Genomic DNA, 15,238 nt, shown 5'->3' on the forward strand with positions numbered 1-15,238 from the left:
GCCAGTGCCTCACAGGTCGTCGAAGAAGCGGCCGTAGTGGCCGATCCGCGGGGCGGTCAGCTTCACGAGGCGATCAATCACACGGTCGCGCAGATCTTCTGTGGTCAAGGGTCCGGCGGAGCCGAAGTCGGCTTGGGCATGGCCGTGCCATTCTGGCTTGAGCTTGAGGCGATGGCGCAGAACGCCGCGCGCCATCTGGCGGATCGATTTCGGCAGATGTCCGTGCCACTGGTCGGCCTGCACCGGGTCGGTGCTCAGGAACGCATGTGCCTTGGCGACCATGACCAGTGCGATTGCCGCACGCGGGCCCAGCGGGATGTCGATGTAGCGCTCGCTGAAGGTCTGCAGGTCTCGCCGGTTGCCTTCGCCGAGATCGATGGTGTCGGCAATGTATCGCGGCCCATTGGTCGCTTGAACGATATTGGTCGCGTGGCCGACAATATGGTCTTCGACCGGCGCGCCGATGATCAGCCGGCGGACCTTGTCTATCTTGTAGAGGCTCTCCTCGCGAGAACCGGTCACCGGGCCTCCCGGCTGTCGCCTGTCGTCCGGAGTGGCGGTCTCCGGGCGTTTCCTTCCTCCCATCGCGACTTTGCGGACGATATGCGCCAGGTTCTCGGTGTCCGGCGGCTGCATCAGCAGCTTCAGCTGGAACCGGTCGGCCTGGGCTTCGGGCAACTCATAGGTGCCTTCCTGGTCGATGGGATTCTGTGTAGCCACCACCATGAAGGGGTTTCGCACGCTGACGGTCACGCCGCGGAGATCGATCTTGTGGTCGTCGATGATCGGCCACCGCTTTCCGAGCACCGTTACCTGGCCTTCCGCCATTGCCTCCAGCATCGCTGCCTGGGTTTTCGGCGTCGCACGGTTGATCTCGTCGGCAAGCAGGATGTCGCAGAAGATCGGGCCTTGCACGAATTCGAGCCTGAAGCCGCCGCTGTCATTGGGCTTGGGGATCTCGGTTCCGGTGATGTCGGAGGGCAATAGGTCCGGCGTGAACTGGATGCGCTTGTGCTGGTCGCCCAGGTTGAGGGCCTCGGCGAAGGCACGCGCAAGCGAGGTCTTGCCGAGACCCGGATTGCTTTCCAGAAGGACGTGTCCATTGGTGACCAGTGCAACAATCAGCCCGTCGATGACATCGTCCTGGCCGATGATCTTGCCGACTTCTTTCACGTTCTGCCCGATGGCGGTCATGAATCGGATCGCGTCCGCGGCATCTTGTTGATTCATTGGGTGTCTTGCCTCCCTCTGCCGGTCAGCAGGTCGTTCATCCACCTTGGAAAGACCTGCTGCGGCTGATGTTCACGAGCCGTTGACTGGTCCGTCTCCGGCTGGCGGGTGTTGATGTCGAGCGTTTCGGTCGGCCGTGCGCCGCGATCGGCAAGTTGCGGACCTCGGACGGACAGTGTCCGGGCGGAGCCATCGTCGGTCTCTCTCTGGGTCTGCTCGCCGGGCTGAAGCATGATCGGCGTATCGGTTCTGGCCGGAGCGCCTAGAGGCCCGGTTCCGGCACCCGGTGTCCTGTTGTCGTCGCCGCCGCTGCTCTGGCTGTCCCCGCTCTGTTGCGGCATGGGAGAGCCGTCGGCCGTGGGCGACGTTGCCTGGCCGGCTCCCTGGCCCGCCCCTTGGCGCGCCGCCTGATCGCCTCCCTGATCGCCCGCCTGGTCGGCTCCCTGGCCTTCTCCCTGGCCGGATCCGCTGGTGCCTTGGTCTGTTTTCGAGTCGGAAGGCCCGTCGCTGCCTTGCTGGCCCTGTTGGCCCTGCTGACCCTGCTGGCCCTGTTGGCCCTGCTGGCCCTGCTGGCCTTGCTGACCCTGTTGGCCCTGCTGGCCCTGTTGGCCCTGTTGGCCCTGTTGGCCCTGTTGGCCCTGTTGGCCCTGTTGGCCCTGCTGGCCCTGCTGGCCCTGCTGACCCTGTTGGCCCTGTTGGCCCTGTTGGCCCTGCTGGCCCTGCTGACCCTGTTGGCCCTGCTGACCCTGCTGACCCTGTTGGCCCTGTTGGCCCTGCTGACCCTGCTGACCCTGCTGACCCTGCTGGCCCTGCTGGCCCTGTTGACCCTGCTGGCCTTGCTGGCCCTGTTGGCCCTGCTGACCCTGTTGGCCCTGTTGGCCTTGCTGGCCACCGTCTTTTCCGGAAGAGGCATTGTCCTGGACTGACTGTGATGCCGCCTGACCTTGGGAGCCGGTGTTGGGCGAGGTGCTGTTCTGCAGTCCCGATTGCGCCTGTTGACCGCTTCCGTTCTGCTGGTTCGGCTGCCCCTGCGTTTCCGTCGGTCCTTGCGGGCTCTGCGAGCCGCCGGCTTGGTTGCCCGCGTCGTTGTTCTGTTCGGTTGGGGATGGGGGGCTCTGGGGTTCCGGGGCGAGCGTGTCGCGCTCCGGCGTTTTTTTCTCCGTCTCCGGCGCGGGGCTCGAAGACGGAGAAAAGAGCAGGGGCTCGTTGGTGCCAAGGCCGAACGGTGCGACCTGCAGCATAAGAAAGGCCAAAAGGCCTGCCAGGGCGCCAAGGCCGGCGAAGGGCGGACAGGCTCGGCCACGAACGGAGGTTTCGCCGAGGAGCGTGCGGCCGGGGCAATTGCCGAAGTCGCGGATACGCAGCGGAAGGGCCGTGCGTGTTGCGGAACTGGGGCCGGACATGGCGATCAGGCTCGCCAGGTCGCCGCCATCCGCGCGAAGGGCGGCGCGCAAGCGCTCCGCACCGCACAGGCCATAGCGTGCCGCTCGCCACCCCGGGCGGAGCAGCAGGAGCGGCGTCTTTGCGGCCACGAACCAGTATGCGGTGCGCTCCAGCCGCACTCCGCCCAGGCAGCTGGCGGTCGCGACCCCCAGACACGCTCCCAGCGCGAGAGAGCCAGGGAGAGTGTTACCGAGCGACAGCCGTGAGGCGCAGGCAAGGGCCAGGGCAATAGCGGTCCAGCTCAGGCCATGCGCTCCAAAATGGAGGGATTGTGCCCGTGCGGCGGTGCCGATCAGTTCCCAGCGGTCGTTTGCGCCGAGGGCGTATTGCTTGCGCGCGCGTCGCAACAACACGCCGGATGCCAGCCCCGCGAACACGCCAGCCGCGAGCGCGAGCGCCGAAGCCGCCCCCAGGAGGGTCGGCATCCAGGTGCTGACAAACGCGGCAATGCAGATCAGCACAGGGACGAGAAAGGCCCACAGACCCAGTCGTCCGGCCGGCTTGAAGACGTCTGCGACGTGGTTTGCATGCGACCGGATCGCATGTCCCAGCCGGCTGACGGCTTCCAGTCCCCGCGACAGACGGGTCTCGAAATGCTGGTCCGTCACCGATCGCGGACGTGATGGCGCCGTGGCGGCGCAATGAACAGGTGTTCGCCGAGGGGGGGAGGCGTTTCCGGGGTCCCGGCATGATCGGGCAGCATGTCAAACGGCATAGATGTAACCCCCCAAAATAATCAGTCCCAATCAGTCGATAGTAATGTAATTTTTGTCGCGGCGATGCGGGATACGGAGTTCGAACCGGATTTTTCGCTCAAAAATCTTCGCGATTTCACATGGGCGATCAAATCGCCCGGTTCTGCCGATAATCAGATTTGCCAATGGATGAATATGCTTGTTTTGGAAGGCATTCGAGCCGCGTTGAGCGTAAAAGTCACTCCTTTGCAACTCGGAACAATGACAGTTCCTATGTTCGGCGCACGCTGATTGCGCTGGCCGAGCCGTCGGCAGAGATCCCTCGCTCCGCGGCAAGTGCCCAGGCCCGAAGAGCTCTCCCGTTGACACAGCCACGCACTCAAGCTGCCCCTTGCCGAGGCAGCATCATATGCATGATCGACAATCCTGGTCAAACGATCGGCCGGAGTTGTCCAGGAACTCGCGCGTGCCGAAGCACGGCAGAGGCTTTCAGCAGGTTTCTGCCCGGATAACTGTCAGGGTGACCCCATGCGGGGAAAGTCAGATCAGCTAAGTATCTGAAATTGTTGGTCGGAGTGGCAGGATTTGAACCTGCGACCCCCTCGTCCCGAACGAGGTGCGCTACCAGGCTGCGCTACACTCCGAACCTTCGTCCCGCCGGCGTGGCCGGTCGGGTGGAGAGCGATTTTCCGGGCCGGGAGACCGGGGCTCATCCGTGGTGTGGCGGGTTCATATCACCGGCAATCGGCCTCCGCAACCCTGTCCTTGCAAGGTTTTTCTTTCCGCCTGTGGATGACGGCCCGAGGCGCGGATAAGCGGTGCGCTGCGGTGCGCGTGCGCACGGGGCTGCTTGCGCGGCGCGGGCGCGCTCGCTATACAGGCGGCCTGCGATTTGGGGCGTAGCCAAGCGGTAAGGCAGCGGTTTTTGGTACCGTCATGCGCAGGTTCGAATCCTGCCGCCCCAGCCAAGTCTTCCGCTCGCCTCATCTGCCTGTCGGGCTCCTCCCAAGTTCCTGGTTTCGAATCGACCGGCATGATCATACTCTCATGTGGGCGAGCGGGGATAACCGGTCCGGTTCGTCGGCCGGATCTGGCCTTTGGCGGAATTTGCGGTGTTTGCGAGACGCGACGCAAATTTCGGGATTTTTGAGACGGAATTTTGCAAAATTCGTCTCGATTTTCTCTCAACCACAGCACTTAGTGCCCGATGGACGTTTCAAGTCCTGGTTGAGTCGCGCGCATTTTCTTACGTAGGGGTACGTGGAATCTCGTACGGAAAACGGCAGTCGTATTATAAATGCAGCTAGATGATTCGCCTGCATTTCGGAAAAAATTCCATGCACTTCAAAGTAATTACCGCTTTTGTTCGGCTGAATTAGTCCTCTGTAAACAGAATCGCACCATCCTTTTGAACGCGCCGGGGAGTTTCGGCGTGAAATCGAAAGGACAGTCCCATGTCGGGAGCGGGAAGCAGGAATTCGCGGACGCGCCTGGAGTTCGCGCGCATAGACGAAGAGACCAGGAAGACGTTGCGCGACCTGTGGAAGGTGGTCGAGCCGTCACTTCCAGGTATTCTTGCTGGTTTCTACAAGCATCTCGTGACCGAGCCGTCTCTTAAAGACCTGCTTGGAACCCGTCAGGCGGCACTGGAATCTGCCCAGAAGACCCACTGGCAGCGCCTGTTCAATGCGCGCTTCGACGAAGACTATGAGAGCAGCATCAACCGGATCGGCCGCGCGCACAGCCGCATCGGCCTCGAGCCTCGGTGGTACATCGCCGGATATCAGTATGTTCTCAATGAGTTGACCGCCCTGGTGCTGAAGCGCCACCGCTTCTCTCCGCCGAAGGCGCAGGCTGCCTTGCAGGCGCTCAACAAGGCTGTCCTTCTGGATCTCGACTACGCCATCTCCACCTATCAGCAGATCCTGATGGAAGAGCAGGAGGCGCGCACCAGCTGCCTTGCCGAGGCGATCGACCGTTTCAAGGGCAGGGTCGAGACCTCGCTGGCCAGCGTCGACAAGGCTGCCGACACGATGCAGAAGCGCGCCGATACGCTGTCTTCGGTCGCCGGCGCCGCGTCCGACGAGGCCATGTCCGCCTCCGCAGCGTCCGAGCAGACCTCCACCAGCGTTCAGACCGTCGCCTCGGCCGCCGAGGAGCTGGCGAGTTCCATCGAAGAGATCGCCCGGCAGGTCACCGGCGCCTCCGATGTCGCGCGCCGTGCCAATGCGGTCACCGACAGCGCCTCGCGCGACGTCGGCCTGCTCTCGGTGACGGCCCAGAAGATCGGCGATGTCATCGGCCTGATCCAGGCGATCGCAGAGCAGACCAACCTGCTGGCGCTCAACGCCACCATCGAGGCTGCGCGGGCCGGCGATGCGGGGCGCGGCTTTGCCATCGTCGCCCAGGAAGTCAAGAGTCTCGCCGGCCAGACCTCCAAGGCGACGGAAGACATCGCCCAGCAGATCGCCGAGATCCAGTCCGCGACGACGCGGGCGGTCGACACGATCGGCTCCATTGCCTCGACTGTCGGCGAGATCGATACGCTGACGGCGACGATCGCGGCTGCAATCGAAGAGCAGGGCGCCGCCACCCGCGAGATCTCGATGAACGTCCAGCACGCGGCCCAGGGCACGGTCACGCTGACCCGCAACGTGACCGGCGTGAACGCGGCCATCGAGAAGACGGAAGACGCGGCGCGCGACTTCCTGTCCGTCTCCGGCGACCTGCGCGGCCAGTCGGACCAGATCTCCGGGCAGATCCGCGACTTCTTCGGCGAAATTCGCCAGGCTACGGAACGCGGTGCCGACAAGGGCGATCGCAAGGCGGCATCCGGTTCACCCTCCGGCCGGACCGCCGACGCGCGCCGTTCTGCCTGACGGGGGTGCGCCGGAAGAGGCGGCTGGTCGGCGAAGGGCCAGAGGGCCAGGCACCACCGCCGACTTCGGGGCCCGGTCTTTTCTTGGTCTGACCTTGATGGACGAGGGCGGCGGCAAACGCCCCGCCCCTTGCGGGCGAGAACGGCACCAGTCAGCAAGGAGCCGCCCGCGCGCCTGAGGGCCTGAGCGCCTAAGGGAATGAACGGCCGTGATGGAAACGAAACCGCCCGTCCGCGTGCAGGCGCGAACGGGCGGGAACGTTTGAAAGCCCTGGACTAGGTCTTCTCGTATATTTGTGCCGCCAGGCCCAATGATTTGGACGCCGAAGCGTCGTTGAAATTCAGCTCGCCGGTCCGGGGCCCGGCAGGAGTTCTTGCAGTTCCCGGCCGCCAACAGCGCTCCGGTGGCTCCTGGAGCCGTTCTTGGCTGCCCCCTCCCGCGCTCTGGGCCGAAAACCGGACCAGGTCGGGAAAAACGGGCCGGATCGTCCTGCGATCCGGCCCAGTTAGGTCACGTGCGATCCGCAGCCTGAAAAGCTCCGGGCGGCCCGCTGTGACTTGCGACATCTGTCCGGCAGGGCGAACTGCCGTTCCGGGCCGCGCCGTGGGCGCGTCGGAGAGATGTCACAAGGGCACTCGTCAAACTCGAGTCCGTCAATTCCACCCGAAGTCGGCCGGCGGTTACGCGGATCCTCCCACGGGCCCGCAACCTCTATGTCCGGTCCCGCATCACGCGCCCGCACGGCCATCAACCGGGTGGCATGGAATTCCGCCCGAATACCGGTAAAGCCGGCTGCGCGAACCCCCATCCAATTGATTTTCCGATACAACACCAGCTAGCGTTATCTCTGCGTGATTTTTCCGCAAAGGGCGTGAAGCGACGGAGCGGAAGCGACCAAACGAAAGTCGGGGGCTGACACATGCGGGACGAAACCCGTAGGGCACTGACCCTTGCGGCCGAACACCTGGAGAGGCGCGATGACCTGCCCGACCCCTCGGGACCGGCTGGTCATTTCCTCGCCTATCTGGCGGAAGGCGCAACGGAAGGCTTGTCCGGCGACCGTGACCTTGCCCGCCTGATCGGCGTTGCCGCACGCCTGGAGCGCCTGTTCGAATTGTCCCTTCCGGATGCCCCGGGGCTCTTCTGCTTCGGAGCCGAGGTGGTGCCGAGCGTTTTCGGGGCGGCCATGGGCGCTCGCGGCTCCGTGTCCGGCGTCGGTGAGACACGGCTTGAGGCGTTTCGCGCCTGTGTCGGCGAAGCGGTCGAATATCTCTCGCAGTTCGAAATGATGCAGGCGCCTTGCTCCGAACCCCGCGAAGGTGCGGCCCTGCCCGCAGCCGATCCCAGCTTCTGGAGCGAAGCGGAGAGCCTTGCACTCGGCCTGACTCCAGCGCAGGTGCCGGACGCAGCGGGCGGCGACCAGGAGCAGGAGGACGTGGGGCGGCTGGAGCGCGTCCTCGCCCGCGATCTGTCCACCGGCCGCAAGGGTCTGGTTCCCGCCGGCCTGTGCTGGCGCCGGCGCGAGGGCGATGCCGTGCCGTTCGCCCGCGGTCTTGGCGTGGCGGCCGGGCGCAGCTTTCACGCGGCGTGCCGGCATGCGGCGCTGGAATGGATCGAGCGCGATGCGGTTGCCCTGTGGTGGCGCGGCGGCCGGCGCGGGCGGGCAATCCCGGTGGAGACGCTTTGCGCTCCGCAGGTCGCCGGCCGGATCGCCCGCTGGCGGGGCGGATGCCAAGCTCGGGTCAGCTGGTTTCTCGATCTTACCGGCGATCTCGGCGTGCCGGTGGTCGCGGCCCTGTCCGTCGACCGGCAGGGCAAGCGCTTTGCCTATGGCTTTGCGGCCCGCCCGACCTTGTCCGCGGCCGTTCTCGCCGCCTTCACCGAACTGGCCCAGGTGGAACTGGCCGACCGGGTGGTGGATGCCAAGCTCGCGGAAGCGGACGAGAAACAGCTGAATGACACGGACAGGTTGCACCTTGCGCGGCGCAGTCTGGTGAAGCCCGACTGGGAGGTGCTGCAACCGGCGGAGGCGCCAGCACTCGCCAGCCGCGAAGAGGGCAGGGCCAGTGACGGGCCCCTCGACGATCTCGGGGATATTGAGCCGCTTTCAGCACTCGCCAAACGAAATTTTCGTGTTCTGGCAATTGACCTTACCCGTACCGATCCGGGTATAAGCGTGGTGCGCGTGCTGGTTCCGGGTTTGCAACCTGATCCCGGTGCGCTGGCCACGCCGCGGCTCCAGCGGCAGCGGGCGCTGCGTCCCTCCGCCGGTTTTCCCGGCGACCGCGTCCGGCTCTACTGACTGCGTTTTCTTTCAGGCCTTTTCCAGGATTTAGGGCGTTGGAAACAGGGGCGGGATCCTGCGGGGTCTGGCGTAGCATGCAGGGGCAGGGTGACGTGGAGGACATGGGCAATCGCGAGGCCGCGGAACAGGGGCGGGGCACGGGCCCTGGGCGGTCCCGTCTTTTCGTTGCCGTATTGGGCGTGCCGCGCTTCCTGGTCGATGGCAAGCCGGTGTCGTTCCGCTCGCGAAAGGCGGAAGGGCTGCTGGTCCGCCTGTGCCTGACCGGCGACGGCCGTCTGTCCCGGGAAATGGCGGCGAATCTGTTCTGGCAGGACAGTTCCGAACATCACTCCCGCTCTTCGTTGCGCCAGACGCTGCTGATTCTGCGCCGGGCGCTCGAAGATGCCGGTTTCGACGGTCTCGACAGCGACAAGATGAACATTCGCCTGGATCTCGGTCGCGTGACGATGGATCTGGAGGAGCTTGGCATCGAGGGCGGCGAGGTTCCGGCGCGGCTGCTGATCGAAAAACGTCTGTCGGAGCGGCTCTTCGAGGGCGGCGAGATGCTCGCAGAGCCGTTCCACAACTGGCTGCGCCTGCGTCGGCAGCAGTTCCACGATCAGTTGCGGGGGCTGCTGGAGCCCATGGTGCGGCTCGACAGCGGCAACTGGAAACGCATGGAGCAGGCGGCGGTGGCGCTGCTCAATCTCGACCCGACGCACGAGCCGGCCTGCCGCGCCTTCATCACTGCCCGCGCGGTGCAGGGCGACTATACCGGCGCGTTGCGGGCCTATGAGGACCTGTGGAACGTGCTGGAGGACGAGTTCGACACTCAGCCCTCCAACGAGACCCAGTCGCTGATCGTCGACATCAAGCTCGGCAAGTTCTCCGACTGGCTGCGCCGGGAGCGCATGCGTCTGGCCGAGGACGCCGCGCAGCGCGCGCCTGCGGCGACAGCGGGCGTGAGGGTGGCCGGCGAGCGGCCCGCGGCTGCAGTCCAGCACGTCAATCCTGTCATCGTGGTCGACCAGATTCTCCAGATCACCGAGGCGGACCAGGATATTCGTCTGGCCAAGGTATTCCGCCACGATCTGATTTCGCGGCTCGTGCGTTTCCGCGAGTGGTCCGTCGCGGATGAGGTGACGGAAGAGCTGTCGCGCTCGGCGGCTCCCATCTACCGGGTCTCGATCAGCGCCATGCGGGCGGAGCGCTCGGTCTCCTATTCGGTGACGGTGAAGAACTCGCGCACCAACGCCTATGTCTGGGGCCGCAACTCGGCTGTCGATATCGGCGAGCTGTTTGCCCGGCAGTCGATGCTGGTCGCCGAGATCGCCATGGCGATGAACGTCAACATCTCGGCCGAGCGGCTGGCCAACATGTCGCGTATCCCCGATGCCTCGCTGGACCAGTACGACCGCCTTCTGATGGGCCAGCGACTGCACTACACGTGGAAGATCGAGGATTCTCACCAGGCCGAGGCGATTCTCGCCCGGCTGATCGAAGACAACCCGCGCTTCGGCCCTGCCTATTCGAGCTTGGCGCAGATCATCAACTCTCGCCACATCGTCTTTCCCGGTCAGGCCCAGACGACGGAAACGCTGGAGCGCTCCGCCGGGCTCGCCCGCATGGCACTGGCGCTCGATCCCTTCGATTCTCGCGGCTATCTGTGCGCGGCCTGGACCCTGGCGCTGCAGCGGCGGTTCGAACAGGCGGAGGCGCAGCACCGCCAGGCACTGGAGCTCAACGACAACGACCCCTGGACGGCGCTATCGGCGGCGCACGGGCTGGCCTATTACGGCCATCGCAAGGAGGCGCTGGCCATTGCCTACCGCCACCGCGAGAACGGCCTGCTGACTTCGCCGCTGCACTGGAGCTATTTCGTCGGGATCACCTGCCTGTGCGGCGACCATGCCGCCTCGATCGCCGCCTTCCGCTATCTCAGCGATGGCTATCTCGGCGTCGAGGCATGGTATGTCGCCGCGCTCGCACTGACGGGGGAGAAGGACGAGGCCCGCGCCCAGGCGCTCCACCTCAAGCAGCGGGTGACCGATCGCTGGGTGCTGCGGCAGCCGCCGGACGATGCCGATATCGCCCGCTGGATCGGCAACTGCTTCCCGATCTCCTCGCCGCGCACCTGGGACGAAATCCATGAAGGCCTTTCGTCCGCGGGGATCGTGTTGCCTGCCGATCTGGCACCCGAAGGCGCCTCCCGCCCCTGACCGGCAGCGGGGCAGGGGTCGCGAAACATCGCGGCGAGCTTTAAAAAAGGGCCGCGAAACATCGCGACGAGCTTTAAAAAAGGGCCGCGAAACATCGCGGCCCTTCGGCATCCCCTGAAGGTGAAAACTCAAGTGCACACGGCGATCGTGTAGTCGGCGACGCGGCTGAGATAGAAGTCGTGCTCGTTCACCTCGTCCTGGCGAGCGTAGAAATCCGGCAGCGGGTAGTCTTTCGCCGATGCGTCTCCGTACTTGGCCAGCGACTCCTCGGTCATGCGCCGCGGCGGCAGGCGCAGAAGCAGAACTTCCTCGCAAGCCTGGATCACCTGCAAGGCCTTGTAGGTATCGGGAATCGTGGCGATGCCCTTGGTGGCCTGCTTCAGGCCTTCCAGCGTCTCCGGCCAGGGCTTTGCGCCCGTGGCATACTCGGTGATCAACTGGCCAAAGGCCTGATAATCGTGGATCTCGACCTTCTTGAGTTCGTCAGTCATGTATTGCCCCATAAAATACGACAGCTCAGGAAAGCGCCAGCTGGCCCCCCGGTCTTCTTTGGGCGATAAAAGCCGCCCATCGACGCAAAAACCGGGCGTTTGAAATTACTTTGCGGCGCACTGGCGCACGAAAGTCATGCAAATCACTTCATGACATTTGAAATTAGATGTTGAGCGGGGTGAGTCGTCAAGATGTTTCGGGGAATAAAACAGTAGATACAACTTAAGCGATTAAAAATCTACTCATGATTTTCATGATCGAAATTGCAACCTGAAGCTTTGTTTGGCTGATCAACTTTCTTCCGTCGAGTTTTCCGTGGATTCTTCGTCTGCAAGGGTGTCGTCTTCGACCGCAGTGGCATTCATCTGTCGGCGCTGGGCGGCCATGGTCGCCATGTGCTGCTTCAACGCGGGATCCTTGTCGGTCAGGCTGCGGAAGTCGGTTCGCGACAGGACCAGCAGGTTGCAGTAGCCGAGCGCCCGCACGTCGGCCGTCCGCGGCTGGCCGGTCAGCAGCGCGATCTCGCCGAAGACATCGCCGCGGCCGAGGCGTACGCGCACATGTTCGGTGATCACCTCGACGGCGCCGGAAGAGATGAAGTAGGCAGTGTCGCCCCGCTCGCCCTTGCGGATCAGCAACTCGCCGGGCACCGCAAAAAGCGGCCGCATCAGCCGGGAAATCGCCCGGATGCGGTCCTCGCTGAGGTCCCGGAAGAGCGGCAGCTGCGCAGTCAGTTCCTCTGTACGCATGCCCATGTCGAGCTTCGGCCGCGTGTCGGCAGTCTCCCGGCTGTGGCTCACCCCTTGCGAGAGGTTGGAATAGAGCTCGGTGCCGATGAGGTTCTGCGCGTAGAGCGAGCGATAGGCATCTTCCTCCAGCCGCAGCGCCGCCTTTTGCAGGAAGCGCTGGTCGAGGCTGTCGGCATAGTCGGGATACTGCAGCCGCAGGGCCTCCAGCGCGGTGGTCGTCGCCTCGCGGCGGCCGAGCAGGATCTCGGTCAGGATCTCGACCACGCGGCGTCCGAGCAGGGGCTCGATCTTCTCGTTGGTGAAGGCGATCAACTCGTCGAGGACGATCCGGTTCAGCAGCAGCATCTCGTAGCGGTCGCCGAGCAGGCGGGCGAGCCAGCGGTCGTATTTCAGGTTCCGCTGAAGCCATTGGGCGATCCGCATGGTGCGGGGAAAGGCGAGGGCCTGACGGGCGGCGCGGTTGTATTCGATACGGCCGCCGGCACGGGCCCGGTCGGCGATGCGGCCGATGCGCGCCAGCAGTTCCTCGGCCGTGTGGATCGAAGCGGTGCGCTCGCGGAGATGGCGCAGCACGATCTCGCGTTCGCGGTTGGAGATGGACACGAGGCCGACGGTGATGCGGTCGCGGTCGAGGATCTCGTCCATGCCCCCGTCCAGGCCCTGCGCCTCGACCAGGCGCTCGCGGTAGCGGCGGTCGGTCTCCTCCGCCGCGGCCGGGGCGATGTGGTATTCGGAGACCGCGCGGGACACGCCCTCGCGCACGTTGGCCAGTGCAAGCGCCAGCACCTGGGCGCGCATTGCCGCATCGAGCGGCGGCAGCTTGTCGAGGCCGAACACCTTGATCAAGGGCTTCAGCGTCGTTCCGTAGACGAGCAGGGTGAACAGCACGAAGCCGGTCGCGAGCACCGCGACGAAGCGCTTCACCTGCGGGTCGATGGCAATGTTCTCGGTCACGCCGAGCGCCAGCGTCAGCGTGATGGCGCCGCGCATTCCGCCCCACAGCATCACCGTCTTGAATGGCGTGCTGACGGGCTGCGACAGCTGCAGCAGGCTCATCAGCGGCAGCAATCCGAACAGCACGACGGCGCGCGCGGCAAGTGCGGCCACCACGACGATGCCGAGCAGCGCGATGTCGTACCAGCCGACATCGACAAGCAGCTTCGGGATCAGGATCGACGCCAGCATGAAGATCAGAGACGAGGCCCAGAAGGCGATCTGGTCCCACACGTCGTTGAGATAGGTCCAGCCGTCCGGCGTGACGCGCGAGGGACCGGCGAGATTGATCACGATGCCGGCGACGACGACGGCAACGACACCGGATACGCCGATGAGGTTTTCCGCGATGATGTAGACCAGATAGGGCATGGCGACGCTGAGCGTCACCTGGGCAAGGCGGAAATCGCGCACCAGCGGCAGGAGGCGCACCAACATCTGGCCGCCGACATAGCCGAGCGCCATGCCGCCGGAAAAGCTCCACAGAAACAGCTCGATGCCGTCGGCGAGCGTGGGGGCCGCGCCGCCGGTCAGCGATCCGAGCAGGATGACGAAGAGGGCGATCGCGGCGGCATCGTTGAGCAGGCTCTCGCCCTCCACCAGCCGGCCGAGGCGGGCGGGTGCGCCGATGTCGCGGAAGATCGCGACGACGGCGACCGGGTCGGTGGTGGCGACGATGGCGCCCAGAAGCAGGCAGGCGAGCAGCGGCACCGTGGTGAAGGGGGTGAGCGCGAAGCCGATGAAGGCGGTTGCAACGACCACCGCGACCACGGCCATCACGAAGATCACGCCTGCATCGTCCGCCATGCGGCGTACATCCAGCGTCAGCGTCGTCTGGAACAGCAGGATGGGAAGGAACAGGTGGAGAATGCCCTGCGAGTTCAGCGGCAGGTTCACGAAGACGGATGCGATCTGGTTGAACGCATCGGTGCTGGGCGTGTAGAGCAGCCAGCCGGCCAGGACGCCGATCGCGGTGCCGACAAGCGCCAGCAACACGGACGGGGCCACCTTCAGCCGCCGTGCCAGCGGCTGGATGAGCGAGATGACGACGAGGAGGCCGGCGATGGCTGCGATGAAGAGGGGCGCTTGCATGTTCCCTCTATCTTGCCACATTTCGACAATGACGCGACCCTTTCGCGTCGTCCCCCGAAATTTTCGGTGTTGATTGTGCGGCCGGTCAGGTGGCCGGCGCAGGTTGGCGCGCCTTGCGCTCCGAAAGCGCGATGCCGATCAGAACCAGGCACAGCGCCGCGGCATGGTAGAGATGGAACGGCTCGCCGAGCAGGCTCACGGCCAGCAGGGAGGAGAAGATCGGCACCAGGTTGATGAAGACGCCGGCGCGCCCCGGTCCGACCAGTTCTACCCCGCGCATGAAGAAGATCTGCGACAGGCAGGACGGGAAGATCGAGATATAGGCGATCACCAGCCAGCCCTTGGGCGTCGGCCATTGCAGCGCGCCCTGGGACACCTCGATGGCGAAGAGCGGCACGGAGGTGACCGCCGCGACCACTGCCAGCACGGTGAAGAACACCATGCCGGAGACCGGCGGGCGCTTGCGCAGCAGCACCGCATAGAGCGAGTAGAGCAGGCAGGCGATGATCATCAGCGCATCGCCGATATTGACCTCAAGACCCGCCAGGCGCGACAGGTCGCCCTGGGCGGCAATGAAGGCGACGCCGGCCATGGTGACGAGCACGCCGAGCGCCTGCAGCGGCCGGATCGGCGTGCGCAGGATCACCAGCGCGCCGAGCAGCACGAACATCGGCATCGACCCCTGGATGATGCCGAGATTGACGGCGGTCGTGCTGTGGGCCGCGATGTAGAACAGCGCGTTGAAGGCGGTGAAGCCGAACATGCCCATGGCGATGAGGATCGGCAGGTGGCGCCGCAGGGTCGGCCATTCGGCCCGGACCTGCCGTCCGTAAAGCACCAGGAGCAGCCCGGAAACGGCGATCCAGCGCAACAGGACGACGGCCATGGGCGAGACCTCGCCGATGGCCAGGCGGCCGGCGATGGTATTGCCGCCCCAGAACATCGTGGTGAGCACCAGCAGGAGGATCGGCTTGTTGAAGAAGCGCGTGAGAAGGGGCGAGCCGGATTGCGACATGGGGCCATGGATCCGCGCCGGAGCGGGATGCTCGCCGGCCGTCTTGCCGGGGCATTCCGTCATCCGGACTTGCTGGGGTGGCCCGCACCGTAGGCGTGTCGCGCCGGCGCGGGATCGAAGAATTGCCTCTATCGTATGACGAATTGC

9 protein-coding genes and 2 tRNA genes are annotated in these 15,238 nt (G+C 65.0%); 6 read left to right on the plus strand and 5 right to left on the minus strand.

Annotated features, from left to right (window positions below):
- Positions 1-9: 9 nt before the first annotated feature.
- Complete coding sequence (locus GH266_RS20855; RefSeq protein ID WP_158195553.1) at positions 10-1,230, minus strand: AAA family ATPase; 1,221 nt, start codon at positions 1,228-1,230, stop codon at positions 10-12.
- 395 nt (positions 1,231-1,625) lie between these two features.
- On the opposite strand from GH266_RS20855, the gene GH266_RS23535 reads away from it, so the two are divergent.
- A complete protein-coding gene (locus GH266_RS23535) occupies positions 1,626-2,156 on the plus strand; it encodes a hypothetical protein (RefSeq protein WP_244953727.1) in 531 nt (176 codons plus the stop codon).
- 1,218 nt (positions 2,157-3,374) lie between these two features.
- Positions 3,375-3,659 (plus strand): hypothetical protein, encoded by a 285-nt coding sequence (locus GH266_RS20865; RefSeq protein ID WP_158195554.1) that lies wholly within the window; start codon positions 3,375-3,377, stop codon positions 3,657-3,659.
- Positions 3,660-3,935: 276 nt separating this feature from the next.
- Here GH266_RS20865 and GH266_RS20870 read toward each other — a convergent pair.
- Positions 3,936-4,012 (minus strand) — tRNA-Pro (locus tag GH266_RS20870).
- 249 nt (positions 4,013-4,261) lie between these two features.
- Here GH266_RS20870 and GH266_RS20875 point away from each other — a divergent pair.
- The 4 genes from GH266_RS20875 to GH266_RS20890 all read left to right on the plus strand — a co-directional run bounded on the left by GH266_RS20875 (position 4,262) and on the right by GH266_RS20890 (position 10,750).
- Positions 4,262-4,336: transfer RNA gene (locus GH266_RS20875), tRNA-Gln, on the plus strand.
- Between the two features lie 486 nt (positions 4,337-4,822).
- A complete protein-coding gene (locus GH266_RS20880; RefSeq protein WP_158195555.1) occupies positions 4,823-6,247 on the plus strand; it encodes a globin-coupled sensor protein in 1,425 nt (474 codons plus the stop codon).
- 919 nt (positions 6,248-7,166) lie between these two features.
- Positions 7,167-8,549 (plus strand): YcaO-like family protein, encoded by a 1,383-nt coding sequence (locus GH266_RS20885; RefSeq protein WP_158195556.1) that lies wholly within the window; start codon positions 7,167-7,169, stop codon positions 8,547-8,549.
- 77 nt (positions 8,550-8,626) lie between these two features.
- Complete coding sequence (locus tag GH266_RS20890; RefSeq protein ID WP_158195557.1) at positions 8,627-10,750, plus strand: AfsR/SARP family transcriptional regulator; 2,124 nt, start codon at positions 8,627-8,629, stop codon at positions 10,748-10,750.
- 128 nt (positions 10,751-10,878) lie between these two features.
- Here the strand turns inward: GH266_RS20890 and GH266_RS20895 are convergent, their stop codons facing one another.
- The 3 genes from GH266_RS20895 to GH266_RS20905 form a co-directional block, all read right to left on the minus strand.
- Positions 10,879-11,241 (minus strand): hypothetical protein, encoded by a 363-nt coding sequence (locus tag GH266_RS20895; RefSeq protein ID WP_158195558.1) that lies wholly within the window; start codon positions 11,239-11,241, stop codon positions 10,879-10,881.
- Between the two features lie 291 nt (positions 11,242-11,532).
- Positions 11,533-14,076: a cation:proton antiporter gene (locus tag GH266_RS20900; protein WP_158195559.1), complete on the minus strand. Its 2,544-nt coding sequence runs from the start codon at positions 14,074-14,076 to the stop codon at positions 11,533-11,535.
- Positions 14,077-14,161: 85 nt separating this feature from the next.
- Positions 14,162-15,154, minus strand: coding sequence for a DMT family transporter (locus GH266_RS20905; RefSeq protein WP_342354283.1), 993 nt, complete (start codon positions 15,152-15,154; stop codon positions 14,162-14,164).
- Positions 15,155-15,238 lie beyond the last annotated feature (84 nt).

It is taken from the genome of Stappia indica (assembly GCF_009789575.1).
GTDB classification, from domain to species: Bacteria; Pseudomonadota; Alphaproteobacteria; order Rhizobiales; family Stappiaceae; genus Stappia; species Stappia indica_A.